Origin of the sequence: Kordia sp. (genome assembly GCF_965224175.1) — a bacterium.
In the GTDB taxonomy this organism is placed as follows: domain Bacteria; phylum Bacteroidota; class Bacteroidia; order Flavobacteriales; family Flavobacteriaceae; genus Kordia.
Genome location: NZ_OZ245041.1, coordinates 2348694 through 2372663, shown reverse-complemented (window position 1 = coordinate 2372663; position 23970 = coordinate 2348694). Strand labels below are relative to the sequence as shown.

Here is a 23970-nt window from a genome sequence, read left to right as displayed (position 1 = left end):
GTATCTTCACAAACTTTAAGGGCGAGACCATGACACAAAAATCTGAAACGAGAAAAGAAGAAATTGTACGTACTGCTGAAATGCTTTTCAAAAAAAAAGGATACAGTGCAGTAACTATGCGTGATATTGCGCAAGCTATGGGAATAAAAGCAGCAAGTTTGTACAATCATATACAATCAAAACAACAAATACTTTCAGATATCATCATCCAAATTGGAGAGCAATTTACTGCTGGAATGTCTGAAATTCTATCAAATCAAGAAGCTACAAGCATTCAAAAGTTAGAGCAAATCATTAAGCTGCATGTACAAATTACGATGGATAATCCTTCTAAAATGGCAACTATGAATAATGATTGGATGCACCTAGAAGGAAAACTAGATTATTACTTACAATTGCGAAGAAACTACGAAGAAAGCTTTCGCCAAATCTTAGAAGATGGAATTCAAAATGGAGAACTCAAAAATTTAGACATCGAAATAATACTATTCTCCATTCTCTCTACATTGCGCTCGTTATATCTGTGGATTCCTAAAAAAGAAGACATTATAAAAGAAAACTTAATCGGTAAATTGAGTCAAGTTTTGCTCACTGGAGTTACTGCCTAACGATGGTAAACCTATAAAATATCTATAGTGTTGCGTTAAAATGTCTATTGTAAAACCCTCGAAAAGTAGGTTTTATCTTACGTATATTTAAGTTATACTAATTTTTAACCTACCATAAAATGAAAAGCAAACCTAAGAATGGTTTGAGATTGAAGAAAAGTATGATCTCAAATCTAAATGCAGTAGTTGCTGGCGGACCACCTGTACCACCAGGAAGTAATTCCTGTGTAAAAGAAGAAACATGTATAAACTGTAATCTACTTACTGTTACATGTGATGAACAGACTTGTAATATCTGTATGTAATATTAATAACTTTAAAACGCTAAAGACGCTTGAAAAAGCGTCTTTTTTTAATTAACTGAATATAAGTTGCTTAAATCACCTTCGAAAGGCTTTAAAAATATAATTTGGAATCAATCTAAATGAACTCTTTAAATAAAAAAACGGTTGCAAGTCAAACTAACAATTGTTAGTTTTGTGAAAACAACTAAAAAATACATGGCAAAGTTTCATGAAATAGAAGTGGCTGAAGTATACAAAGAAACTTCAGATTGTACCGTAATTACATTCAACATTCCTGAAAATCTTCAGGAAGAATTCAAATATATTCAAGGGCAATATCTCACATTACGAAAAATGATCAATGAAGAAGATATTCGTAGATCATATTCTTTATGTTCAAGTCCAGTAGACAATCAGTGGAAAGTTGCAGTAAAACAAATTTCAGGAGGAATATTTTCAACCTATGCAAATACAGAATTAAAAGCAGGTGATACGCTTGATATAATGGCGCCACAAGGACGTTTCTATGTAGAAGTAGATCCAAATGGAAAGAAGAACTATATTGCATTTGCTGCCGGAAGTGGAATAACACCAATGCTATCCATCATAAAAACACATCTCGAATTAGAACCAGAAAGCACGTTCAAATTATTTTACTTGAATCGCACGGTAAAATCTATTATCTTTAAAGAAGAGATAGAGCAATTGAAAAACAGATACTTACAGCGTTTTAATATATTCTATTTCTTAACAAAAGAACAACGAGATATTGAGTTTTTAAATGGACGTTTTACACCAGAAAAAATCCAAATACTCACAAAAACGTTTATTGATATCAATGATACGGCAGACTGCTTTATCTGTGGACCAGAAGAAATGATCTTTCTCATCAGAGATGAATTAGAAGCTGCTGGTTTACCAAAAGAAAACATTCACTACGAATTGTTCTTTTCGGGAGACAAAAAAGCATCAAATGCACACATCGCCGAAATATTAGAACAAAAAGTAGACGGAACAGATGTAACCATCGTCGATGGAGGAAAAGAATTTCATTTCATCATGGAAGACGAATACGATAACATACTAGACGGAGCATTAGCTGCTGGTGCCGACTTACCATTTGCCTGTAAAGGTGGTGTTTGTAGTACCTGCAAATGTAGAGTAGTTGAAGGTTCAGTAGAAATGAAAATCAACTATGCATTAGTCGAAGAAGAACTCGCAAGCGGATTGGTATTATCATGTCAAGCAGTTCCAACCACAGAAAAAGTCGTAGTAGACTTTGATGTGTAAATAAATAATTAGGGCGTTACCCTTTGGGGTCGGGCTTTCGCAACTCGCTCTTGTTCGTCATGCTGAAGTTGATTCAGCATCTCACAAGTAGCTCATACAAATTGCTCAATCCCTAACGCAAAAATTCCCGAGAAATCGGAAATCAAAAAAAGAAGAAAACAAAATTAATTTGCTGAGCGTAATCGAAGCGAAATTTAAAATTCATAACTATGAGTGAAGCACAATTAAAAAACACTGGAACAGAGCGTAGTCGAAGTCTAGAGGAAATCTTTGAGCAACGTATTGCAAATGATGAAAAGATAGAACCAAAAGATTGGATGCCTGAAAAATACAGGAAAACACACATCCGACAAATATCACAACATGCGCATTCTGAAATTGTAGGAATGTTGCCAGAAGGAAACTGGATTACTAGAGCACCTTCACTTCGTAGAAAAGTAGCATTGCTTGCCAAAGTGCAAGATGAAGCTGGTCACGGATTATATTTATACAGTGCTTGTGAAACACTAGGAGTTTCTCGTGACGAATTATACGAACAATTACACTCAGGAAAAGCAAAATATTCAAGTATCTTCAATTATCCAACGGTAACATGGGCAGACATGGGAGCTATTGGTTGGTTGGTAGATGGTGCTGCCATTATCAACCAAGTACCATTATGTAATACTTCATACGGACCCTATGCAAGAGCTATGATTCGTGTATGTAAAGAAGAAAGTTTTCACCAACGTCAAGGTTTTGAAATCATGATGTCTTTATGTAATGGAACTCCTGAGCAAAAAGAAATGGCACAAGATGCTTTAAATCGTTGGTGGTGGCCATCATTAATGATGTTAGGTCCTGTAGATTCAGAATCGGTACACACAGAGCAATCAATGAAGTGGAAACTAAAACGTAAAACCAATGATGAATTACGTCAACAATTCATTGATCAAACAGTACCACAAGCAGACATCTTAGGATTAACAGTTCCAGATCCAGACTTAAAGTGGAATGAAGAAACAGGTCACTATGACTTTGGAGAAATTAATTGGGATGAATTCTGGCAAGTAGTAAAAGGACATGGTCCTTGTAACAAAGAACGTATGAATGCCAGAGTTGGCGCATGGGAACGCGGAACATGGGTTAGAGACGCAGCAATGGCTCACGCCGAGAAAAAACAAAACAAAAAAGAAAATCAAGCGAAAGCAGGATAAAATATGTTATATCATTGCTGCGTGTCACATCGAGCGCAGTCGAGATGCATATAAAACGCAAACGCATTAGTATTAATTAAAAGTTACCCACTTTCGTGGGCAATAGATATGGAAAAAAACTGGCCTCTTTGGGAAATATTCGTAAGAAGTAAAAACGGATTAGAACACAGACACTTTGGAAGTTTGCATGCAGCAGATGCAGAAATGGCATTAGAAAATGCAAGAGATGTATACACACGTAGAAGTGAAGGTGTAAGTATTTGGGTAGTAGAATCGAAAAACATCACGGCTTCCAATCCTGAAAACAACGGAGAATTATTTGAACCAGCACAAGATAAAATTTATCGTCATCCAACCTTTTACACGTTACCAGACGAAATCAAACACATGTAATACGCAATGTCTTCCCAAGAAATTGGGAATCTAAATCCGTACACTGAGCGGAGTCGAAGTGTACTATAAAGTTTAACAACAAAAGATTACCCATTTCTGTGGGAAATAAATATGAAAACAAACTTATACAACTACATACTTGAACTAGCAGATAATTGCTTAATAGCTGGTCAGCGATTAGGAGAATTATGTGGGCACGGACCAAGTCTTGAAACTGACATTGCATGTACAAACATTTCTTTAGACTTATTTGGACAAACGAGAAGTTACTTTCAATATGCAGCTGATATCAAAGGTGACGATGCCACAGAAGACAGTATTGCATTTTTGCGTTACGAGCGTCAATACAAAAATGTTCTGTTAGTAGAACAGCCAAATCGTGACTTTGCATACACAATAGCAAGACAATATTTATTTGATGTTTTTCATCTATTGTTACTAGAAAAATTACAATTCAGTCAAGATTTAACACTGAGTGCTATTGCAAAAAAATCTAAAAAAGAAGTATCATATCATGTGCGTTTCACTGGCGATTGGATCAAACGTTTAGGTGATGGAACAGAAATTAGTCATGAAAAAATGCAAACAGCTATTGATGGACTTTGGACATATACAAACGAACTGTTTGAAGTAACCGAAGAAGCAAAAGCATTGGCAGAAGAAGGAATCGGAATCGATGTTTCTACCTTAAAAGATACTTACTACGAAATAGTAAGCACATTACTAGAAGAAGCAACACTAACAGTTCCAGAGAGCAAATATTTCCAGAAAGGCGGAAAAGCAGGAATTCATACAGAACACCTAGGATATCTATTGGCAGATATGCAATATATGCAGAGAGCATATCCAAACATGAAATGGTAAAGAATAGCGAATGTTGAATCCTAAATAACGAAATAGGAAATACTTTATCATTCAAAAATCATTATTCGATATTCAATAGTAATATATGATCGCAACCAATCAACATATTGACGAAGAACTTATCCCAATTCTAGAAAAAGTATCAGATCCTGAAATTCCGGTACTTTCTATCATGGATATGGGTGTTGTACGTTCTGCAATAATCGTCAATGGAATAGTTGAAGTAAATATAACACCAACATATTCAGGTTGTCCCGCAATGGATGTTATTGGTGATGACATATCAAAAGCATTACAAGAACATGGTTACGAATCCAAAGTGAAATTGATTCTAGTACCAGCATGGACAACCGATTGGATTACAGAACGTGGACGAAAAGCACTCCGAGAATACGGAATTGCACCACCATTAAATCCCGATGCAGATAAAGATGCGTTACTTGGCGATAAACGCATTGTGAAATGTACAAACTGTAATTCGACAAATACAAAATTAGTCAGTCAATTTGGTTCCACAGCATGCAAAGCACTATTCAAATGTGAAGATTGCTTAGAACCTTTCGACTACTTTAAATGTTTAAAATAATAATTCCCGTTTATGCTGAATTTGTCGAAGCAAAACGGGAATCTCTATTTATAATAGAAATAAAAAATAAGGTATGAGTAACAATTCAATTGCACTAAAAATTGAAAACAATGTAGCGTATGTAACGCTCAATCGTCCTGAAGTATTCAACAGTTTCAATCGAGAAATGGCATTGCGCTTACAAGATACACTAGATCAATGTGAACAAAATGAAGAAGTACGAACCATTGTATTAACTGGAGAAGGAAAAGCATTTTGTGCAGGACAAGACTTAAAAGAAGTCACACATCCAGAACTCAATCCTGGATTTAAAAAAATATTAGAAGAACACTACAATCCAATCATTCAGCGAATTCGACGTATTGAAAAACCAATTGTTGGCGCTGTAAATGGAGTAGCGGCTGGAGCTGGAGCAAACATTGCTTTAGCGTGTGATATTGTGGTAGCTCATGAAAAAGTAAGTTTCATTCAAGCATTTAGCAAAATTGGGTTAATTCCAGATAGTGCAGGGACTTTCTTTTTACCACGATTAATTGGATTCCAAAAAGCATCTGCGTTAATGATGTTGGGTGACAAGGTTGGAGCTGAAGAAGCAGAAAGATTAGGAATGTTATACAAAGTATTACCCTTAGAAACATTCAAAGAAGAAGTTGTAACATTAGCTGAAAAACTAGCTAAAATGCCAACAAAAGCACTCGGATTGACCAAAAAAGTATTAAATCAGTCATTAACTAACGATCTAGAATCACAACTAGCATTAGAATCAAAATATCAAATAGAATCAAGCGAATCAGAAGACTATCGCGAAGGTGTTTCGGCATTTGTTGAAAAAAGAAAACCAAACTTTAAAGGGAAATAAAACTCAAACTGTATAATCTAAAAGCCTAAATTTTAAATGTAAAGATGAATATTTAACCATTCAACATTTAAAATTTAACATTTAACATTTATGATTAAAAACGTAGGAATAATAGGTTCAGGTACCATGGGAAGCGGAATTGCACAAGTAGCAGCAACTGCAGGATGCATGGTAAAACTATATGACACCAAACAAGCTGCTTTAGATAAAAGTAAAGTTGCTTTAGAAAAAATATTAAATCGTCTCATTCAAAAAGGACGTATCGATGAAGCTGAAAAAAATAGAATTCAAGGAAACATTTCCTATGTAGATTCACTCAAAGACTTAGGTGATTCTGATCTAACTATTGAAGCCATCATTGAAAATCTAGATATCAAACAAAAGGTGTTTTCAGAACTAGAAACATACCTAAGTGATGAAGCTATCATTGCATCAAACACGTCGTCATTATCCATTGCATCAATAGCATCGTCATTACAAAAACCAACACGTTGTATTGGAATTCATTTCTTCAATCCAGCACCATTAATGAAATTAGTTGAAGTGATTCCTGCAATTCAAACCTCACAAGAGGTACTTGACAAAGCAATACAAACCATTGCCGATTGGAAAAAAGTAGTTGCTGTAGCAAAAGACACACCAGGATTTATTGTAAACAGAGTTGCAAGACCATTCTATGGAGAATCCTTACGAATCTACGAAGAAGGACTAGCTGACTTTGTAACAATTGATAATGCTCTAAAAACGTTGGGTAAATTCCGAATGGGACCATTTGAACTAATGGATTTCATTGGGAACGATGTAAATTACACCGTAACAGAAACCGTATTTACAGCATTCTATTACGACGCAAGATACAAACCATCATTTACACAAAAACGTCTATCTGAAGCTGGATACTTAGGTAGAAAAACAGGAAAAGGATATTACGACTATGACGAAAACGGAAAACGTGTCACGTCGAGCGCAGTCGAGACGCCTCAAGATACGGAGCTATCACAGCAAATATTTGACCGTGTCTTAGTCATGCTTATCAATGAAGCTGCCGATGCCTTATTCTTAAACATTGCTTCTGCGGAAGACATTGACAACGCCATGACCAAAGGAGTAAACTATCCAAAAGGCTTATTAGCTTGGGCAGATGAAAAAGGAATCGATTGGTGTGTGAAAACCTTAGACAATTTATACGACGAATACCATGAAGACAGATATCGTTGTTCGCCTTTATTGCGAAAAATGAATCGTCAAAAAACAAAGTTTTTTAACTAGGTATTTGGTATTAAGCATGAGTCAAGAAAGCAAATACAATTTTAAATTTGAAGATTTAAAAGTCTATCAAAAAGCAATGGATTTTGGAGAGCTAGTAAATATTATTGTTAGAAAATTCCCAAACCATGAATTGTATGCTTTATCATCACAATTTAGAAGAGCTGCTGATTCTATAGCACTAAACATTGCAGAAGGTTATCCTGGTTCTGATGCACAATTTATAAAACATTTGAATCATGCTATTTTCAGTGCTAACGAATGTGTTAGTTGTAGTACAAAGGCTAGGAGGAGAAATTATATTAATTTTGAAGAAGATGAAGAAAACAGGAAACTTCTTTCTGAGTTAACTAAAATGATGTCGTCTTTACGAAAAAGGATAAAAGAAAGAAATACTAATCCCTAATCCCTAAAAACTAATGCCTTTAAGCGGAACAAAAATACCAACTAAAATGCTAAGCCAAGATCCATTCAGTACATGGCTCGGAATCGAAATTCTAGAATGTGAAATTGGACGATGTAAAGTAGGATTGACTATCAAAAAGGACATGCTTAACAGTATGGGGAAAGCACATGGAGGAATCAGTTATTCATTGGCAGATACTGCTTTTGGATTTGCGGCAAACACACATGGGAAATACGCAGTTTCCATAGAAACATCTATCAATCACATTGAAGCATTGGAAGAAGGTGACTTTATTGTAGCGGAATCTGTCATCGAAAAAGTAAAAAACAAACTTGGCTTCAATATCGTAGAAGTAAAACGTGGAGATGAACTCATTGCTTTGTTTAAAGGTGTCGTGTATCGAACTCAAAAGGACTGGGAAGAATAATCTAAGATTAACGATATTTGATTGTAAATTTTAAAATCAATAATCGTCAAGTAAAAAATAAGAACAAAGGCTAAAAATATATGAAAAGTGTAACATAGATTTCGAAAACAGAAACCACACTTTTACATTTAAAATCTTACATTTCAAAATGGAATCATACATCATAGATGGAGTAAGAACTCCAATAGGAAAATTCAAAGGATCATTAGCAACAAAACGTGTAGACGATTTAGGAGCTTTGGTCATCAAAGAAGTAACAGATCGAAATCCAAACATTCCAAAAGATGCATACGACGATGTAATCATTGGTTGTGCCAATCAAGCAGGAGAAGACAATCGTAACGTAGCGCGCATGTCGTTGTTATTAGCAGGATTGCCATATACGGTTCCTGGCGAAACGGTAAACAGACTGTGTAGTTCTGGATTATCAGCCATCATTCATGCCAATAGAGCAATCAAAGCTGGTGATGGCGATCTATTCATTGCTGGCGGAGTGGAAAACATGACACGCGGACCATACGCCATTGCAAAACCTTCAAGTGCTTTTGGAACCGATGCAAAAATGTACGATACCAGTTTCGGATGGCGATTCATCAACCCAAAAATGCACGCTGCGTATGGAACAGACGGAATGGGTGTTACGGCAGAAAACTTAGTGGAGAAGTATAATATCTCTCGTAAAGATCAAGATGCCTTTGCTTACAGAAGTCAAATGAAAGCAACAGCTGCAAAAGAATCTGGACGTTTAGCCAAAGAAATTGTAGCTGTGGAAATTCCGCAACGTAAAAAAGATCCAATCATTTTCAATCAAGATGAATTCATCAAGCCAACCACAACACCAGAAATCTTAGCAAAACTAAGAGCAGCATTCAAAAAAGAAGGCGGAAGTGTTACGGCAGGGAATGCATCTGGACTCAACGATGGAGCAGCAGCAACCATAATAGCTTCCAAAGCAGCTGTCAAAAAATACAATCTAAAACCAATGGCGCGCATCGTAAGTTCGGCTGTTGTAGGTGTAGAACCGCGTATCATGGGAATTGGACCTGTAAATGCTTCCAACAAAGCACTCCAAAAAGCAGGATTAACAATGGATGATATGGACGTTATTGAACTCAATGAAGCCTTTGCAGCACAAAGTTTAGCTTGCATTCGCGAATGGGGATTGGCAGATGATGATGCGCGAATCAATCCAAACGGAGGCGCTATTGCCATTGGTCATCCGTTAGGAGTTACAGGAACGCGTATTGCCTATTCAGCGGCATTACAATTGCAGGAAACAGGCAAGCGTTACGCACTCATCACCATGTGTATTGGTGTCGGACAAGGCTATGCAGCCATCATTGAAAATGTGAATATGTAAAATAACTTGAGCGTTCCCACAAATGTTCACTGAGACTCTCGAAGTGAACATTTGCGGTCGCGCTTTCGGCTATATCTTTTTAAAATAGAGTCATTGTGAGCTAAATTTGTAATCTATTGTAGCAATCTGTTTCTAAAGTAGCAGATTACTTCGTCGCAAACTCCTCGTAATGACGTTGCAAAACAAAAAGGATACCGTCTCAATCGCTAACGCCAACGTTTCCATGAAAATAGGAAACTCAAAGAAACCTAAGAAATTAGTACTGAGTTATGAGAATTGAGTATTGAGAAGTTTCAAAATATAGAATAAGCATAAAATATTCGTGAATTCGTGGCAAAATGCGTCCGAGTGAGCAAAATAAATTATAAAATGAACAGGTTGGCAAGAATCAAAAATTCAGATTCTAAATCGAAAATCAAACAAAATTCGAGCTAATCAAAAAGAGAAGCATCACAAACAAAAACAATTCGTGCATTCGTGGTAAAAAGCATACGAGTAAGCAAAGAAATGATAAACGAACAGATAAACAATAAATAAAGCAACAGTTTACATCGAAAAAGGAACAAAATTCGTGTTTATCAAAAAGAGAAGCATCACAAACAAAGATAATTCGTGAATTCGTGACTAAATACGTCTGAGTAAGCAAAACAAATAGACAAATTAACAAGCAAACGAATCAACAAAAAACTAACAACAACATGATCTTACAAAGCTACATCAACGGACAATGGACACAAGGAACTGGAGACGGTTCTCCAATGTTTGATGCCGTAACAGGAGAAACCATCGGATTTGCAACTACAGAAGGATTAGATATTCCTGCGGCCTTGCAATATGGAAGAACCAAAGGAGGCGAAAAACTTCGAAAAATGACCTTTCAAGAGCGTGGAAACATGCTCAAAAAACTAGCTTTGTATCTCAATAAAAGAAAAGAACAATTCTACGATATCAGTTACAAAACTGGAGCTACACGGGTAGACAGTTGGATAGATATCGAAGGTGGATTCGGAAATCTATTTGCCAACGCTTCTTTGCGTAAGCTATTTCCAAATCAACCGTATCATGTAGAAGGCGACCCAATCGATCTTTCTCGAGGTGGACGTTTTATGGCACATCATATCTTAGTTCCAAAGCGTGGAGTAGCTGTACATATCAATGCATTCAACTTCCCAGTGTGGGGAATGTTAGAAAAATGTGCTGTAAACTGGATGGCAGGAATGGCAGCAGTCGTATTGCCAGCGCCACAAACAGCATATCTAACAGAAGCAGTAGTAAGAGTCATTGTAGATTCTGGAATCTTACCAGAAGGAGCAATACAATTGTTAAGCGGAATGACAAAATCAATTCTAGATACTGTAGAATCACAAGATGTAGTCACCTTTACAGGTTCTGCACACACAGGTCGTATTCTAAAAGCACATCCTAGACTCACGCAAGAAGCTGTACCATTCACAATGGAAGCAGATTCATTAAACTGTTCTGTACTTGGAGAAGATGCCGTGCCTGGAACTCCAGAATTTGACCTCTTCATCAAAGAAGTTCGTAAAGAAATGACCGTAAAAACCGGTCAAAAATGTACCGCAATTCGAAGAATCATCGTTCCAGAAAACTTAGTGGAAGATGTGCAGATTGCTTTAGGAAAACAACTAAGTAAAGTTACTATCGGTGATCCAAGACGCAAAGAAGTGCGCATGGGTGCTTTAATCAATAAAACACAAGTACAATCGGTAAAAGATCAAGTTTCTAAACTAGCGCAAACGGCAGATATTGTTTACGGAACTCTAGATGCTATTGAAGCAGTTGGAGCAGATGGCGAAAAAGGAGCTTTTTTAAGTCCAATCTTGTTAAGAGAAAACAATCCATTCAAAAATACAAATGTTCACGAAATTGAAGCCTTCGGACCAGTAAGTACCATCATGCCATACAAAAACATGGACGAAGCTATTGAATTAGCGCAAATGGGGAAAGGTTCATTAGTATCTTCTATATTCACAAATGAGGATAAACGTGCCAAAGAATATGTTGTTGGAGCTGCGTCACATCACGGAAGAATCTTGGTTGGAAATCGCGACATGGCAAAGCAAAGTACAGGTCACGGTTCACCATTACCATTGTTAGTTCATGGAGGTCCTGGACGTGCTGGTGGCGGAGAAGAAATGGGTGGAATGCGAGGCATCAAACATTATATGCAACGTTGCGCAATTCAAGGTTCACCAACCACACTAACGGAAGTTACAGGAATCTATCAGGCGAATGCCGAATACAAAGAAACGGAGAAACATCCATTCGCATATCATTGGGAAGATATTGAAGCTGGAATGTCGTTAAAAACGCACAAGCGAACGGTTACTGATACAGATATTATCAACTTTGCAAACCTTACGTGGGATCATTTTTATGCACATACAGATATTACTTCGTTAGACGGAAGTATTTTTGAAAAGCGTACAGCACATGGATACTTTATCATTGCTGCTGCGGCAGGATTATTTGTGTATCCAAACAAAGGACCAGTGGCAGCTAACTACGGATTAGAAGAATGCCGTTTCTTGCGTCCAATTTACCATAATGATACTATTTATGTGCGATTGACATGTAAAGAAAAAGTAGATCGTGATTCACGTGGAAAAGAATTGCCAAGCGGAATTGTAAAATGGTTTGTTGAGGTTTTCGATCAAGAAGATGAATTAGTTGCAATTGCCACAATCTTAACGATGGTTCAAAAGAAAAATCCATTTGCAACGATCAATAAAAACACAATTAAAAATTATTTAGGAAAACTGACAGAAGATGCAAAACCAGCTTGGGGAAAAATGTCTGCTCAACAAATGGTAGAACATTTAGAGTATACGCTGAAAGTTGCTTCTGGGGAAATTCAAGATTTCGAAATAGAAACACCAGAAAAATATTTAGAAAAAGTACACGATAGTCTGTATACACACGATAAAATGCCTAGAAATTTTGACGCCCCAAAACTATTAGAGAAGCTAATATCAGAAACACGTTATGAAAATCTTGCGGAAGCCAAAGCGAAATTACTAGAAGCATATGATGCATTTGAGGCATATTTCAAAGAAAATCCAGAAGCAACGACGAAGAATGCAGTCTTCGGACACTTAGACAAATTTGAGTGGAGCTTAATGAATACGAAACATTTTGGGCATCACTTTGAGCAGTTTGGACTTTTATAAAAGATTGAATTGTTCAAAACTCCCGAGAAATGGAATTAGAAGACTTTATAAAATCCTATGCAGGAAAAATTGAAGCGCCGATAGGAAAAAAGACCGTGTTTTTTAAATACTTATTTCATGAAGTAAATAATTCTAGTGAACCTGTGTTTGCTTGGATGAAAACGGATGATAATGTATGGCATAGATTCTTTATGGATGTTTGGATTCCATATTGGGAAGTATTGAATCCAGCGAAAGCACTTCAGTATGCAAAAGATGGACATGAAAATTCTATTGAAGATTATATCAAAGATGAACTTGAAGAGTATGTTGATGATGAAGGCGGAAAATGGAAAGTGGTAAACATACTTGAATTATATAATTTACTGGATAAAGAAATTTTGAATGTAGAGGTAACTTATAAAAAAGAAAATGATCCTACTTTTGCGCAATTAAAACTCTTAATAGAAGAAGATGTCGAAATATTGATAAACGATTTTTGTGATATTACTGAGACAGAACTAATAATTAACAATAATAAAATAACCTAAACGTCATTTCGAGTGTTTTTTATGGAGCGAAGCGGAAATAAAAAATATATCGAGAAATACTCAGAAATTCTAAGTAGTTCTGGATACAACGAATTACAGATTCACCACTCAAACTGACAGCAATTTATAATTTTACATTTAAAATTTAACATTTTACCATGAGCGATCCATACGTAAAACAAGACATACAAAATGGTGTAGCAACCATCGAATTTTTTCATCCAGCACATAACTCTTTGCCAGGTGATATATTAGCAAAACTAGCACAAACCATTACAGATGCAGGAAACAATGAGGATATCAAAGTTATTGTTCTAAAAAGTGGAAGAGATAGAACATTCTGCGCTGGTGCAAGCTTCAAAGAACTCATCAATATCAATGATGCAGAAACAGGAAGAATCTTCTTCTCAGGATTTGCAAACGTAATCAATGCGATGCGTAAATGCCCAAAATTTATTATTGGACGTGTACAAGGAAAAACTGTTGGTGGCGGTGTTGGGTTAGCTTCCGCGGTAGATTATTGCATGGCGTCAAAATATGCTTCCATCAAACTAAGTGAATTAAATGTCGGAATTGGACCATTTGTAGTTGGACCAGCGGTAGAACGTAAACTTGGTTTAAGCGGAATGTCGCAAATTGCGATTGATGCAAACAGTTTTTACGATGCAGAATGGGCGAGAAGCAAAGGTTTGTACATGAAGGTTTTTGATTCTAACGAAGAACTTGACGAAGAAGTAGCAAAATTCGCAAATCACTTATGTACCTACAATCCAGAAGCCATGGCAGAAATGAAAAAAGCATTTTGGACAGGAACGGAAAACTGGGACGATTTACTAGCAGAACGCGCAGCAATCTCAGGACGTTTGGTACTTTCGGAATTTACAAAAGAGACGTTGAAACGATTTGCATAAATAGATTTTAGTATTTAGTAGTGTATTTCAACTGCGCTCAATATAAAAGAATTGAGATTGCTCTCATCACTAAATACGATTCCTCAAAACGTCAGTTCGAGTGATTTTCGGAATAAAATGGAGAAAATTATATCGAGAACAGCTTAGAATTTCGTAGCTGTTCTTGATACAATTTTTATTTCACTTTGCTTTATAAAAACCACTCGAACTGACACTTTTAGTTTAATATGTCATTGCTAGAATTTAGAAGAGATTAGTGGTAATCTGTGTATTAGAAAAGCAAATTACTTCGTCATGCTTCTTCGGAATGACGTTTTGAAGTTCATTTTTTGAATAATTTGCTTATTCTGTACTTTGGGGGTAAAAAAATACATTGATCAATCAATATATAGAATACTTCTTTTTGGAATCGTAATACCTTGTTTTAATACAACAAAATCAGTCGTTACTGCCCAAATTGTAGTTGTAACTTGCATTAATTGATTCGTATGATCTTTAAAATAAATGGTAACCTTATTCTTCAATAAGTTTCCAAGTTTTGTAGCTCTTTGTAAATAGTGAGATCTCAAACTACGATTTTTAGGATTTTTTAAAATTTCTGTTTTAGAAAACTTCAATGTAGGAATGTCTTCTTTTTGTATGATGCAAGATGGTGATGTATAATTCATAGCTTTTTCAAATTTATACTAAAGTAGTAGTAAAATCTCTAGTGAAACTTACATAGTATTGCGTGATTTGTAGAAATTTAACATTTTTGATATTGAAGTACTGTTTTTAAAAGTCGTTACAGCGCTTTTTGAAATAGATGCACATACGAAATCGAAAATGCAGTATCTTTACACAATAAAAATCTCAATACTTAAAAATATGATCTACGAATTTAAAGGTTACATTCCTGTAGTACACGAAAGTAGTTTTGTACATCCGTTGGCAGCTGTCACAGGAAATGTAATTATAGGAAGAGATTGTTATATCGGACCAGGCGCAGCAATTCGTGGTGATTGGGGCGAAATTATCTTAGAAGATGGTGTCAATGTACAAGAAAACTGTACCGTACACATGTTTCCAGGAAAATCCATTGTATTAAAAGAAAGTGCACATATTGGTCATGGCGCGATAATTCATGGAGCTAATATTGGTAGGAATGTGTTGGTTGGAATGAATACTGTCATTATGGATGATGCAGAAATTGGTGACGAAAGTATCATTGGAGCCATGGCATTTGTTAAAGCAAAAACGGTAATTCCAGGACGTAGTTTGGTGGTTGGAAACCCAGCAAAAGTCATTAAGCAAGTCAGTGACGAAATGATTGCTTGGAAAACCAAAGGAACACAATTATACCAACAATTGCCAGCCGATTGTCATGAAACGCTTCGTGAGGTTGAACCGTTGCGTGAAGTTCCGAAAGATCGTCCTACGCAAGAAGCGTTTTATGATACGTTGCGGGATTTTATGAAAAAATAATTGTCATATGGAGTGCTGTAGAAATGTAATTGAATTAAACCTCCAACATCCGCAAAACCGCTTTCTCATAAATAGCTTTTATACGATCATATTCTTGCGGATTGCTATTAAGGAAATGCTCAATCATCACGCCAGAATTAATTTCCATAACATAAAACTCACCCGAAGTTGTTTCAATAATATCTACCGAACAAAAACGAATGTTAATGGCATTTGCTGCTTTAATAGCAAGATTTTCGATAGCTTCATTTTCTAGTATTTCTGCTTGAGCACCTTCACCCAAATTACTTTTCCAATTGGCTTCTATGATTTTTCCTTTTGGAGGAATATCACTGAAACTTAGATCTTTCTTCTTAGAAAAAGAACCGATAACACTATCTAAAGCTTCACCCGAAAAAGTTGATTGTAGTAATTCTAAAATTGTTTTTGAACCATCAGCTTCAATGAAAGGAATATTTTTTTGATACAATAATTGAACATTACCATCTAAAATGACAGCTCTATATTCTTTTTTTATATCATAAAAAGGAGATAAACAAATACTTCTATGTTTTGAAAATAAGGTATGAATGGCTTGTTCTAATTCAGTAACTGTTGCGACCATTAATACACCATTTCCGCCAGTTCCATCTACTGGTTTACATACGATATGTTGATTGTTGTCATGGAAATAAGCTAGAATTTGTTCCCAATTTCCAAAACTACCAACATATTTTTCCATACTTGGATTCAAAAACAATGTATGTTCAACGGTGGTAATATTGGCAGCTTTTAATAAATCAGAAGCCGCACTTTTATCTCCTGCAATCATCTTAGCAGTAGAAGAGTTGATTTCAAAATTATAGCCAAAAATATGTTTATGAATTCCGTTTTTAGACAATTTCAAAATCCAATCAAAAGAAAAAGAAGTAATATCAATAGTATGATCTTTTGCAATATCATACATGATTCGGACTAAATTTCGTTTGTTATTGGGAATTGTTGTCATAACGTTTTGTAGGTAATTAAAACTCAATTATTCATTTTCTTTAGGTACTTCTTGCGTATTTGTAATTGCTGTTTTCAACGTTGTAAGTGCCGATTCAATTACAGGAACTTTCGTCTTATTAAGCATTAAATCTACTTTTCGCTCCATACTTTTATAATTTGCATCAGGATAAAGTGATACAAGTTTTATAAAATATTTTGTGATTCCATCAGCATATAATTTTTGTCCTTCTTCAGAGAATCTATTTTCTTCATTAACCAAATCTAAATAGATTTTATAATTATTGACAAGCGTATTAATGTTCGAATTTAATCTACTTTTAATGTAACTAGATTCAGGATCGTCGGCAGAAGCTTTTATTTCTTCATTACCCAATCCGAAATATTGAAGCTGTAAGCCTAAGCCAAAATGATACGTAGCGAGCATTTCACGATCATACACATAATTATCTTTACGATCTAAGGCATCATAAATATCAATCATTAATTTCCATTTCATAAAAAAGTCCTCTGCGACCTGATTCTTATACTTTAAACCAAGTTCTTTATCTTCAAGAACTACAAGGAAATTTTGTTCGTCTGTAAACTTTTCAACAATCCTTCGCGTTTCAGGATTACTAAAAGTTGGTAGTTTTTCATCGTCCTTATATCCATATCTCAATTCGCTGATAGCGCTTGTGTAATCATCTATGGTCCAATATCTTTTATTCAACGGAAAGCGTTCTTCGTTTCCACAATTGGTTAGCATTACACCAGTTATGAGTAATAAAAAAATCTTGATTTTAGTCATTCAATTTAATTTTTGGGTGTTTAAATTCTGTCAATATTCCTAATAAACTATCAACTTCATTTTGATATCTTTTTTGTTCACTTAACACATAACTATGAAAGGTATCATAATCATATTTTTGTTGATATGCTTGCTCTGCTTCAAGCATTTCATCAACCACATCTTGAATCTCTTTTTCTGATGGTTTTCGTAAAGTTACAAGTTTGGCTTTTATTTTTCGGGCGTAAAGTTCGGTAATTTTTATGTGATATTTCTCATGAGTTAACAATTCTGTACTACTAGAATGTGTATTGTATACATACGATCGTGACGGATGAAAATAGGAAGCAATACTCACAGAGTCTTCTTCAATATCTGTTTCTATCGTAGTCACTACATATGCAAAGCGTTCGATCCCATAAAGTGATTTTTGGAAAAACTCCAAGCCACGGAAATTTTCAAACGTAATTGTATCATACTTATCATACGTCATTGGACGTTCATAATTCAGAAAATTAGTATGATTAAGTGTTGCAAATATTCCGACCAGAACAGCAAGAAGAATACAAGTATACTTGAAAAACTTTTTGAGTCGTTGCAAAGGGCGTTTGTTATCTTTTTTATACGCTTTAAAAGCCAAATAAGAATGGTAAAAAAGAGGTGACAAATAAATCAAAAATGCCAGTACAATAATAAGTTTCGGATTCATTTCTTTCTTTATTGAACAATTAAAGGTATTGCGACAAAGATACTATTACAAAATAAAAAAAGCCTAATAGGGAAACGTACTTATAGTTTAAAATCATAAAACTCACTTTCATCCACAACCAAAGTGGTTAACTCTACATTGTGCCCGTCCAAATCTTTTGTGTAAATCGAATGAAAATAATAATGATCTTTAAAAACATAATCAAGACCTAAACTTTCATAATGCTTCCGAGCCTTTTCAAATGCTTCATTACTTACTTGAAACGCAAAATGATCTATTTTTACATTATTAGAAGTTGGTTCAAGTTTTGGGTCATTTGTATTTGCAGGAAATAACGCGATGCCTGTTTTACCAGATAACATAAAGATTGGAAAATCTCCCCATTTTGGAACCTGATAACGTTTCAAACCCAATACTTTTTTGTACCACGCAACCGAAGCATCCATATCTTTTACAAGAATTGCCACATGATCTAAAAAATCTAATTTAAAATCTACCATAACATTCGTGTTTTACAATTCTTCCAAATTCAATTCATGTGTTTGTTTTCCTTTGGATAGAGCTATATAACTCTGTACACTTCCCAAATAAGGAAGTAATGTCAACTTTGTAATGATAAACTTCTCATAAGCCTCTACATCAGTAACTACTAACTTTAATAAATAATCAAAGTTTCCTGTGACACGATGACATTCTACCACTTCTGGAAAATCATTAATCTGTTTTACAAATTTTTCCAAATAACTACGCGTATGTCCTTGAAGGGTAATTCCAATAAAAACAGTTTGCTTTAGCCCTAATTTTTTAGCATTTAACAAAGCAACATAGTCATCAATATACCCTTCTTTTTCAAGCTTTTTAATACGTTCAAATACAGGTGTAGTAGACATTTGTAATTCCTCAGCTAAACTTTTGGTGGTACGATTACTATTCTCTTGAAGTAATTTCAAAATTTTCAAATCGATGTGATCTAATTTCATAGATATTCAGATAAAAATTATATAAAAACCATATCAAATAGCCTCTAAAAGAAAAAAAGATAATAAAAAGTCAAAAATAAAGAAAAAAATACTATTAATGAAAACCTATGGCAGTGTATTTGTTTTTGTAAGACGTAAAAACAGTATTTTTGTTCGTTTTTTGCGTGAAAGCAAAATAAAATAGAAAAATACACGCTCATGCCTCTTATACCGCTGAAAATGCCCAAAATGGGAGAAAGTATCTCAGAAGCCACTATCATTAGCTGGCTTAAAAATGTTGGAGATGCTATTGAAATAGAAGAAACCATTTTAGAAGTAGCGACAGATAAAGTTGATTCTGAAGTGCCTTCACCTTGTACAGGTGTTATTACTGAAATTCGTTTTCAGCCAAACGATGTCGTTCTTGTCGGCGAAATTCTTGCTATGATTGATGCTTCTGAAGTTGCAGATATAAAACAAGAATCATCGACTGATGAAGTGAAAAAAGAATCTCCAAAAGCACCAATAACAGCAAACAAATCAGCTTCAAGCAATACTGAATTCAAAAATCAGAATCTAGAATTTGTTAGAAATCCTGATGCTTTCTTATCTCCATTAATCGTAAGTATTGCGAAGAAAGAAAACATGACTGTTGAAGAAGTTCAAAGTATTCCAGGAACTGGAGCAGATGGACGTATTCGTAAAAGTGATGTATTCAACTATTTAAAAAATAGACAATATCCATTAGCAAGTCGTCCGCAAGCACAACCTAAAGCAGCAAAAAGTAGTTACAATCCACCACCAATCAAATATGTAGAAGGATATGACAATGTGGTAGAAATGGATCGTATGCGAAAAATGATCGCTGATCATATGGTGTATTCAAAGCATACATCACCGCATGTAACGGCGTACATTGAAATTGATGTGACAAACATGGTGAATTGGCGAAATGCTAACAAAGTTCCTTTTCAAGAAAAATATGGTGAACGATTAACTTTTACACCATTATTTGTAGAAGCGGTAGCAAAAGCAGTTATTGATTTTCCTGGAATTAATGCTTCTGTATCGGAAGATGGAAAGAAAATCATAGAACGTAAAGACATTAATATAGGAATGGCAACAGCATTGCCAAGCGGAAATTTGATCGTTCCTGTCGTAAAAAATGCTGATGAAAAAAACTTAAAAGGCTTAGCTGCTGAAGTGAATCACTTAGCGCATGCTTCTCGTGAAAACAAACTCAAACCTGAAGAAATTCAAGGAAGCACATTTACAATTTCAAATGTAGGAACTTTTGGAAGCTTAATGGGAACACCAATTATCAATCAGCCAGAAGTAGCAATTTTAGCATTGGGAATTATCAAAAAACGACCTGAAGTAATTTCAACTGAGAAAGGAGACGAAATTGCTATCCGTAGCATGATGTATCTATCATTATCATTCGATCATAGAGTCGTAGATGGTTATTTAGGTGGATCGTTTCTGAGAAAGGTAGGAGATTATCTTGAAGAATTTGACCCAAACAGGAAAATTTAAATTGTACCTGAAATGTTGAGTTTTAAATGAAGAAAGACACTTTTTTAAAACCCAAAACCCAAAATAGATTCCCTAAAAACTAACAACAAACAACTAAAAAATGATACAAGAACATACGATAGAAATCACAAAAGCAGCAACATCCAATGTTTCAAAACTCGATTTTGATAACATTCCTCTAGGAAGAACTTTTACAGATCATATGTTTATCTGTTCATATGAAGATGGTGCATGGCAAACACCAAAAATTCAACCTTTAGGAATGATTCCAACGCATCCTGCAGCAATGGCTTTACACTATGGACAAGCTATTTTTGAAGGAATGAAAGCAACGGTAAATAGCACAGGAGAACCGCTACTATTTCGTCCAGAAGAAAATGCAAAACGCTTAAATTTTAGTGCACGTCGTATGGGAATGCCAGAATTTCCAGAAGATTTATTTGTAGAAGGGCTCAAAAAAATTGTCAACATGGAACGTGGTTGGATTCCACCACAAGAAGGAAGTGCATTATACTTACGTCCTTTCATGTATGCTACAGAACCTTTTATTGGAATGCGTGCCGCAACAAGCTATCATTTTATCATCATCGCATCACCAGCAGGACCGTTTTTTACAAAACGTATCAAACTATACGCTGAAACTAAATTTATCCGTGCTGCAGAAGGCGGAACAGGAGAAGCGAAAGCAGCAGGAAACTATGCAGCAGCCATTCGTCCAACAGAAATTGCAAAATCAAAAGGATTTGATCAAGTATTATGGTTAGATGCGCATGACTTTGAATACATTCAGGAAGTTGGAACGATGAACATATTCTTTAAAATTAATGGTAAATTCATTACACCAAGTTTAGATGGAGCCATTTTAGATGGAATCACGCGTAAAAGTGTGATCACGATCTTAGAAGACAATGGTTATGAAGTGGAACAACGACCAATCAAACTATCTGAAATCAAAGATGCTTCGGCAAACGGAACACTCGAAGAAGCTTTTGGAACTGGAACGGCAGTTGGAATTGCAATGATTCAGGCTATTGGACATAAAGACGAAGAAATTCATGTATCAGACGAAAGTCCAGTTGGGCAATTGGTTATGGATACCATCAACGGAGTTCGCTCTGGAAAATTAGAAGACAAACACAATTGGATGGTTTCAGTTGTTGAATAAATAATTAGGCGTTTTTATAAAAGTACGTTTCGACTCCGCTCAACGTGCTTTATGAGTACAATCAGGTGTTTACACTGAAAAACAAAACAGAGTACACTGAGCGGAGTCGAAGTGAACGGATTTAGATGATCACCTATGAACAAAGAAACACTACAAAAAGGATTTTCATTGCTTTGTACAGCTAAAGCAATGGCAACATTATACGAAGACAACTTCAAGCAAGTTTCCAAATATGTACACGCAACTTCACGTGGACATGAAGCAATTCAATGTGCATTAGGAATGCAATTAGTGCCGCAAGACTATGCATTTCCATACTATCGTGATGATGCGATGTTATTATCTATTGGAATGCGTCCGTATGACTTAATGTTACAATTATTAGCTAAAAAAGATGATCCTTTTTCTGGTGGACGAACGTATTATTCACATCCAAGCTTAAAAGAAGCAGACAAACCAAAAATTCCACATCAGTCCTCAGCGACAGGAATGCAAACCATTCCAGCTACAGGTGTTGCGATGGGAATGAAATACAAGGAAATACAAGGAATTGAAGATCAGGCAGCAAAAGATTCTCCATTTGACGAAACACGCGATTTAAATCCAATAACAGTTTGTTCTTTAGGTGATGCTTCGGTGACGGAAGGAGAAATTGCTGAAGCTTTTCAAATGGCAGCCTTAAAACAACTCCCAATTTTATACTTAGTACAAGATAATGGTTGGGATATTTCGGCAAATGCTGCAGAAACTAGAGCGCAAAATGCCGCAGAATATGCAGAAGGATTTAAAGGACTAGACGCAGTTTCTATTGATGGTGCCAACTTTATAGAAAGTTATGAAACGCTTGAAAAAGTGATTAAAACGATTCGTGAAGAACGTCGACCAATACTTGTACATGCCAAAGTTCCATTACTGAATCACCATACATCTGGTGTGCGTATGGAATGGTATCGTGACGATTTGGAAGAAGCACGTTCGCGAGATCCATATCCAGTAATTAAACAACAATTACTAGACAATGGCTTTTCAGCGGAAGCTGTAACAAAAATAGAAGCAGATGCTATTGCACAAGTACAAGCGGATTTTAATGAAGCAGTACAAGCAGAAGATCCAACACCAGCAGATTTATTTACGCATGATTTTGCACCAACACCAGTTACTACAGAAGTAGGTGAGCGCAGTCCTGAACGTGAAGAAAAAGTAGTAATGGTTGATTGTGCTTTGTTTGCGGTAGAAGAATTGATGCGAGAACACAAAGAATGTTTACTATACGGACAAGATGTTGGTGGACGTTTGGGAGGAGTTTTCCGTGAAGCAGCAACGTTGGCACAAAAATTTGGAGATGATCGTGTATTTAATACGCCAATTCAGGAAGCCTTTATTGTAGGTTCTACGGTAGGAATGAGTGCAGTAGGATTGAAACCCATCGTAGAGGTTCAATTTGCAGATTATATTTGGCCAGGACTCAATCAATTATTTACAGAAGTAAGTCGTTCGTGTTACCTATCTAACGGAAAATGGCCAGTTTCTATGATTTTACGTGTGCCAATTGGTGCGTATGGAAGTGGCGGACCGTATCATTCATCTTCGGTAGAATCTGTATTAACAAACATCAGAGGAATCAAAATTGCCTATCCAAGTAATGGAGCCGATTTAAAAGGTTTGATGAAAGCTGCGTATCACGATCCAAATCCTGTAGTAATCTTAGAGCACAAAGGATTGTACTGGTCTAAAGTACCAGGAACAAAAGGCGCAACTTCTATTGAACCTTCAGAAGATTATATGTTGCCATTTGGAAAAGCCAACGTTTTACAGGAAATCTGGAAACAAGATGAAAAAGAAACCATGACGGTAATTACATACGGAATGGGAACACATTGGGCAATGAATGCATCGGAAGGACAACGCGAAAATATTGAAATCATCGATTTACGTACATTATATCCATTGGATGAAGAAACCATCATTGAGTCTGTAAAGAAAACAGGAAAATGTTTAGTGGTAACAGAAGAACCTGTAAACAATTCTTTTGCTAGAGCGTTGTGCGGAATGATTCAAGAAAAATGCTTTAAATATTTAGATGCGCCAGTGATGATTATTGGTTCAGAAAATATGCCAGCAATTCCGTTAAACAGTACATTAGAGCAAACTATGATTCCATCTACGGAAAAAGTAAAAGCGAAGATAGAGGAGTTGATGAATTACTAAAA

The 23970-nt window shown here is 35.6% G+C and carries 25 protein-coding genes; 19 read left to right on the top strand and 6 right to left on the bottom strand.

Going from position 1 to position 23970, the window contains the following annotated elements:
- Positions 1–29 precede the first annotated feature (29 nt).
- From ACOQOS_RS10375 to ACOQOS_RS10305, 15 genes are all read left to right on the top strand, one after another.
- A complete protein-coding gene (locus tag ACOQOS_RS10375) occupies positions 30–608 on the top strand; it encodes a TetR/AcrR family transcriptional regulator (protein WP_420574895.1) in 579 nt (192 codons plus the stop codon).
- Between the two features lie 119 nt (positions 609–727).
- Complete coding sequence (locus tag ACOQOS_RS10370) at positions 728–913, top strand: hypothetical protein (RefSeq protein ID WP_420574894.1); 186 nt, start codon at positions 728–730, stop codon at positions 911–913.
- A gap of 195 nt (positions 914–1108) precedes the next feature.
- Entirely contained in the window at positions 1109–2182 is a 1074-nt protein-coding gene (gene paaE / locus ACOQOS_RS10365; RefSeq protein WP_420574893.1) for a 1,2-phenylacetyl-CoA epoxidase subunit PaaE, read from the top strand.
- Positions 2183–2391: 209 nt separating this feature from the next.
- On the top strand, positions 2392–3378 hold the full coding sequence (gene paaA / locus ACOQOS_RS10360) for a 1,2-phenylacetyl-CoA epoxidase subunit PaaA (protein ID WP_420574892.1): 987 nt from the start codon (positions 2392–2394) through the stop codon (positions 3376–3378).
- Positions 3379–3486: 108 nt separating this feature from the next.
- A complete protein-coding gene (paaB, locus tag ACOQOS_RS10355) occupies positions 3487–3771 on the top strand; it encodes a 1,2-phenylacetyl-CoA epoxidase subunit PaaB (protein WP_007096629.1) in 285 nt (94 codons plus the stop codon).
- Positions 3772–3882: 111 nt separating this feature from the next.
- A complete protein-coding gene (gene paaC, locus ACOQOS_RS10350) occupies positions 3883–4635 on the top strand; it encodes a 1,2-phenylacetyl-CoA epoxidase subunit PaaC (protein WP_420574891.1) in 753 nt (250 codons plus the stop codon).
- Positions 4636–4720: 85 nt separating this feature from the next.
- A complete protein-coding gene (gene paaD / locus ACOQOS_RS10345) occupies positions 4721–5221 on the top strand; it encodes a 1,2-phenylacetyl-CoA epoxidase subunit PaaD (protein ID WP_420574890.1) in 501 nt (166 codons plus the stop codon).
- Between the two features lie 73 nt (positions 5222–5294).
- Positions 5295–6080 carry an enoyl-CoA hydratase-related protein gene (locus ACOQOS_RS10340; RefSeq protein ID WP_420574889.1) on the top strand — a complete coding sequence of 262 codons (786 nt, stop codon included), beginning with the start codon at positions 5295–5297 and terminating at the stop codon, positions 6078–6080.
- 90 nt (positions 6081–6170) lie between these two features.
- A complete protein-coding gene (locus ACOQOS_RS10335) occupies positions 6171–7349 on the top strand; it encodes a 3-hydroxyacyl-CoA dehydrogenase NAD-binding domain-containing protein (RefSeq protein WP_420574888.1) in 1179 nt (392 codons plus the stop codon).
- Positions 7350–7365: 16 nt separating this feature from the next.
- Positions 7366–7752 carry a four helix bundle protein gene (locus ACOQOS_RS10330; RefSeq protein ID WP_420574887.1) on the top strand — a complete coding sequence of 129 codons (387 nt, stop codon included), beginning with the start codon at positions 7366–7368 and terminating at the stop codon, positions 7750–7752.
- Positions 7753–7765: 13 nt separating this feature from the next.
- Complete coding sequence (locus tag ACOQOS_RS10325; RefSeq protein ID WP_420574886.1) at positions 7766–8179, top strand: PaaI family thioesterase; 414 nt, start codon at positions 7766–7768, stop codon at positions 8177–8179.
- Positions 8180–8327: 148 nt separating this feature from the next.
- The gene (gene pcaF, locus ACOQOS_RS10320) at positions 8328–9539 is read left to right on the top strand and encodes a 3-oxoadipyl-CoA thiolase (protein WP_420574885.1); all 1212 of its coding nucleotides are present in this window, start codon (positions 8328–8330) and stop codon (positions 9537–9539) included.
- Between the two features lie 698 nt (positions 9540–10237).
- Positions 10238–12730: a phenylacetic acid degradation bifunctional protein PaaZ gene (gene paaZ, locus ACOQOS_RS10315; RefSeq protein WP_420574884.1), complete on the top strand. Its 2493-nt coding sequence runs from the start codon at positions 10238–10240 to the stop codon at positions 12728–12730.
- A 29-nt stretch (positions 12731–12759) separates the two neighbouring features.
- Positions 12760–13260: a hypothetical protein gene (locus ACOQOS_RS10310; protein WP_420574883.1), complete on the top strand. Its 501-nt coding sequence runs from the start codon at positions 12760–12762 to the stop codon at positions 13258–13260.
- A 158-nt stretch (positions 13261–13418) separates the two neighbouring features.
- Positions 13419–14171, top strand: a complete 753-nt coding sequence (locus ACOQOS_RS10305; protein WP_420574882.1) for an enoyl-CoA hydratase/isomerase family protein — start codon at positions 13419–13421, stop codon at positions 14169–14171.
- Positions 14172–14548: 377 nt separating this feature from the next.
- Here the strand turns inward: ACOQOS_RS10305 and ACOQOS_RS10300 are convergent, their stop codons facing one another.
- Entirely contained in the window at positions 14549–14839 is a 291-nt protein-coding gene (locus ACOQOS_RS10300; RefSeq protein ID WP_420574881.1) for a hypothetical protein, read from the bottom strand.
- Between the two features lie 199 nt (positions 14840–15038).
- Between ACOQOS_RS10300 and ACOQOS_RS10295 the strand changes: the two genes are divergently transcribed.
- A complete protein-coding gene (locus tag ACOQOS_RS10295; protein WP_420574880.1) occupies positions 15039–15635 on the top strand; it encodes a transferase hexapeptide repeat family protein in 597 nt (198 codons plus the stop codon).
- A gap of 34 nt (positions 15636–15669) precedes the next feature.
- Here ACOQOS_RS10295 and ACOQOS_RS10290 read toward each other — a convergent pair whose 3' ends face one another.
- The 5 genes from ACOQOS_RS10290 to ACOQOS_RS10270 form a co-directional block, all read right to left on the bottom strand.
- Positions 15670–16623, bottom strand: a complete 954-nt coding sequence (locus tag ACOQOS_RS10290) for an ATP-grasp domain-containing protein (protein ID WP_420574879.1) — start codon at positions 16621–16623, stop codon at positions 15670–15672.
- Positions 16624–16650: 27 nt separating this feature from the next.
- On the bottom strand, positions 16651–17412 hold the full coding sequence (locus tag ACOQOS_RS10285) for a hypothetical protein (RefSeq protein ID WP_420574878.1): 762 nt from the start codon (positions 17410–17412) through the stop codon (positions 16651–16653).
- Positions 17405–18100 carry a DUF922 domain-containing protein gene (locus ACOQOS_RS10280; RefSeq protein ID WP_420574877.1) on the bottom strand — a complete coding sequence of 232 codons (696 nt, stop codon included), beginning with the start codon at positions 18098–18100 and terminating at the stop codon, positions 17405–17407. The genes ACOQOS_RS10285 and ACOQOS_RS10280 overlap by 8 nt, the downstream gene beginning before the upstream one ends.
- Positions 18101–18180: 80 nt before the next feature.
- Entirely contained in the window at positions 18181–18600 is a 420-nt protein-coding gene (locus ACOQOS_RS10275; protein WP_420574876.1) for a VOC family protein, read from the bottom strand.
- 12 nt (positions 18601–18612) lie between these two features.
- Positions 18613–19080, bottom strand: coding sequence for an Lrp/AsnC family transcriptional regulator (locus ACOQOS_RS10270; RefSeq protein ID WP_420574875.1), 468 nt, complete (start codon positions 19078–19080; stop codon positions 18613–18615).
- Positions 19081–19308: 228 nt separating this feature from the next.
- Here ACOQOS_RS10270 and ACOQOS_RS10265 point away from each other — a divergent pair, with 228 nt between their 5' ends.
- The 3 genes from ACOQOS_RS10265 (at position 19309) to ACOQOS_RS10255 (ending at position 23968) form a co-directional block, all read left to right on the top strand.
- A complete protein-coding gene (locus ACOQOS_RS10265) occupies positions 19309–20595 on the top strand; it encodes a dihydrolipoamide acetyltransferase family protein (protein ID WP_420574874.1) in 1287 nt (428 codons plus the stop codon).
- A 100-nt stretch (positions 20596–20695) separates the two neighbouring features.
- Positions 20696–21760: a branched-chain amino acid aminotransferase gene (locus ACOQOS_RS10260; RefSeq protein ID WP_420574873.1), complete on the top strand. Its 1065-nt coding sequence runs from the start codon at positions 20696–20698 to the stop codon at positions 21758–21760.
- 135 nt (positions 21761–21895) lie between these two features.
- Positions 21896–23968: an alpha-ketoacid dehydrogenase subunit alpha/beta gene (locus tag ACOQOS_RS10255; protein WP_420574872.1), complete on the top strand. Its 2073-nt coding sequence runs from the start codon at positions 21896–21898 to the stop codon at positions 23966–23968.
- Positions 23969–23970 lie beyond the last annotated feature (2 nt).

Coding starts and splice junctions, on each gene's coding strand:
- ACOQOS_RS10330 (WP_420574887.1), top strand. CDS start 7,366: ATGAGTCAAGAAAGCAAATACAATTTTAAATTTGAAGATTTAAAAGTC.
- pcaF (WP_420574885.1), top strand. CDS start 8,328: ATGGAATCATACATCATAGATGGAGTAAGAACTCCAATAGGAAAATTC.
- ACOQOS_RS10275 (WP_420574876.1), bottom strand. CDS start 18,600: ATGGTAGATTTTAAATTAGATTTTTTAGATCATGTGGCAATTCTTGTA.
- ACOQOS_RS10325 (WP_420574886.1), top strand. CDS start 7,766: ATGCCTTTAAGCGGAACAAAAATACCAACTAAAATGCTAAGCCAAGAT.
- ACOQOS_RS10305 (WP_420574882.1), top strand. CDS start 13,419: ATGAGCGATCCATACGTAAAACAAGACATACAAAATGGTGTAGCAACC.
- ACOQOS_RS10340 (WP_420574889.1), top strand. CDS start 5,295: ATGAGTAACAATTCAATTGCACTAAAAATTGAAAACAATGTAGCGTAT.
- paaE (WP_420574893.1), top strand. CDS start 1,109: ATGGCAAAGTTTCATGAAATAGAAGTGGCTGAAGTATACAAAGAAACT.
- ACOQOS_RS10285 (WP_420574878.1), bottom strand. CDS start 17,412: ATGACTAAAATCAAGATTTTTTTATTACTCATAACTGGTGTAATGCTA.
- paaB (WP_007096629.1), top strand. CDS start 3,487: ATGGAAAAAAACTGGCCTCTTTGGGAAATATTCGTAAGAAGTAAAAAC.
- paaA (WP_420574892.1), top strand. CDS start 2,392: ATGAGTGAAGCACAATTAAAAAACACTGGAACAGAGCGTAGTCGAAGT.
- ACOQOS_RS10295 (WP_420574880.1), top strand. CDS start 15,039: ATGATCTACGAATTTAAAGGTTACATTCCTGTAGTACACGAAAGTAGT.
- ACOQOS_RS10300 (WP_420574881.1), bottom strand. CDS start 14,839: ATGAATTATACATCACCATCTTGCATCATACAAAAAGAAGACATTCCT.
- ACOQOS_RS10310 (WP_420574883.1), top strand. CDS start 12,760: ATGGAATTAGAAGACTTTATAAAATCCTATGCAGGAAAAATTGAAGCG.
- ACOQOS_RS10370 (WP_420574894.1), top strand. CDS start 728: ATGAAAAGCAAACCTAAGAATGGTTTGAGATTGAAGAAAAGTATGATC.
- paaZ (WP_420574884.1), top strand. CDS start 10,238: ATGATCTTACAAAGCTACATCAACGGACAATGGACACAAGGAACTGGA.
- ACOQOS_RS10335 (WP_420574888.1), top strand. CDS start 6,171: ATGATTAAAAACGTAGGAATAATAGGTTCAGGTACCATGGGAAGCGGA.
- paaC (WP_420574891.1), top strand. CDS start 3,883: ATGAAAACAAACTTATACAACTACATACTTGAACTAGCAGATAATTGC.
- ACOQOS_RS10280 (WP_420574877.1), bottom strand. CDS start 18,100: ATGAATCCGAAACTTATTATTGTACTGGCATTTTTGATTTATTTGTCA.
- ACOQOS_RS10290 (WP_420574879.1), bottom strand. CDS start 16,623: ATGACAACAATTCCCAATAACAAACGAAATTTAGTCCGAATCATGTAT.
- ACOQOS_RS10375 (WP_420574895.1), top strand. CDS start 30: ATGACACAAAAATCTGAAACGAGAAAAGAAGAAATTGTACGTACTGCT.
- paaD (WP_420574890.1), top strand. CDS start 4,721: ATGATCGCAACCAATCAACATATTGACGAAGAACTTATCCCAATTCTA.
- ACOQOS_RS10270 (WP_420574875.1), bottom strand. CDS start 19,080: ATGAAATTAGATCACATCGATTTGAAAATTTTGAAATTACTTCAAGAG.
- ACOQOS_RS10260 (WP_420574873.1), top strand. CDS start 20,696: ATGATACAAGAACATACGATAGAAATCACAAAAGCAGCAACATCCAAT.
- ACOQOS_RS10255 (WP_420574872.1), top strand. CDS start 21,896: ATGAACAAAGAAACACTACAAAAAGGATTTTCATTGCTTTGTACAGCT.
- ACOQOS_RS10265 (WP_420574874.1), top strand. CDS start 19,309: ATGGGAGAAAGTATCTCAGAAGCCACTATCATTAGCTGGCTTAAAAAT.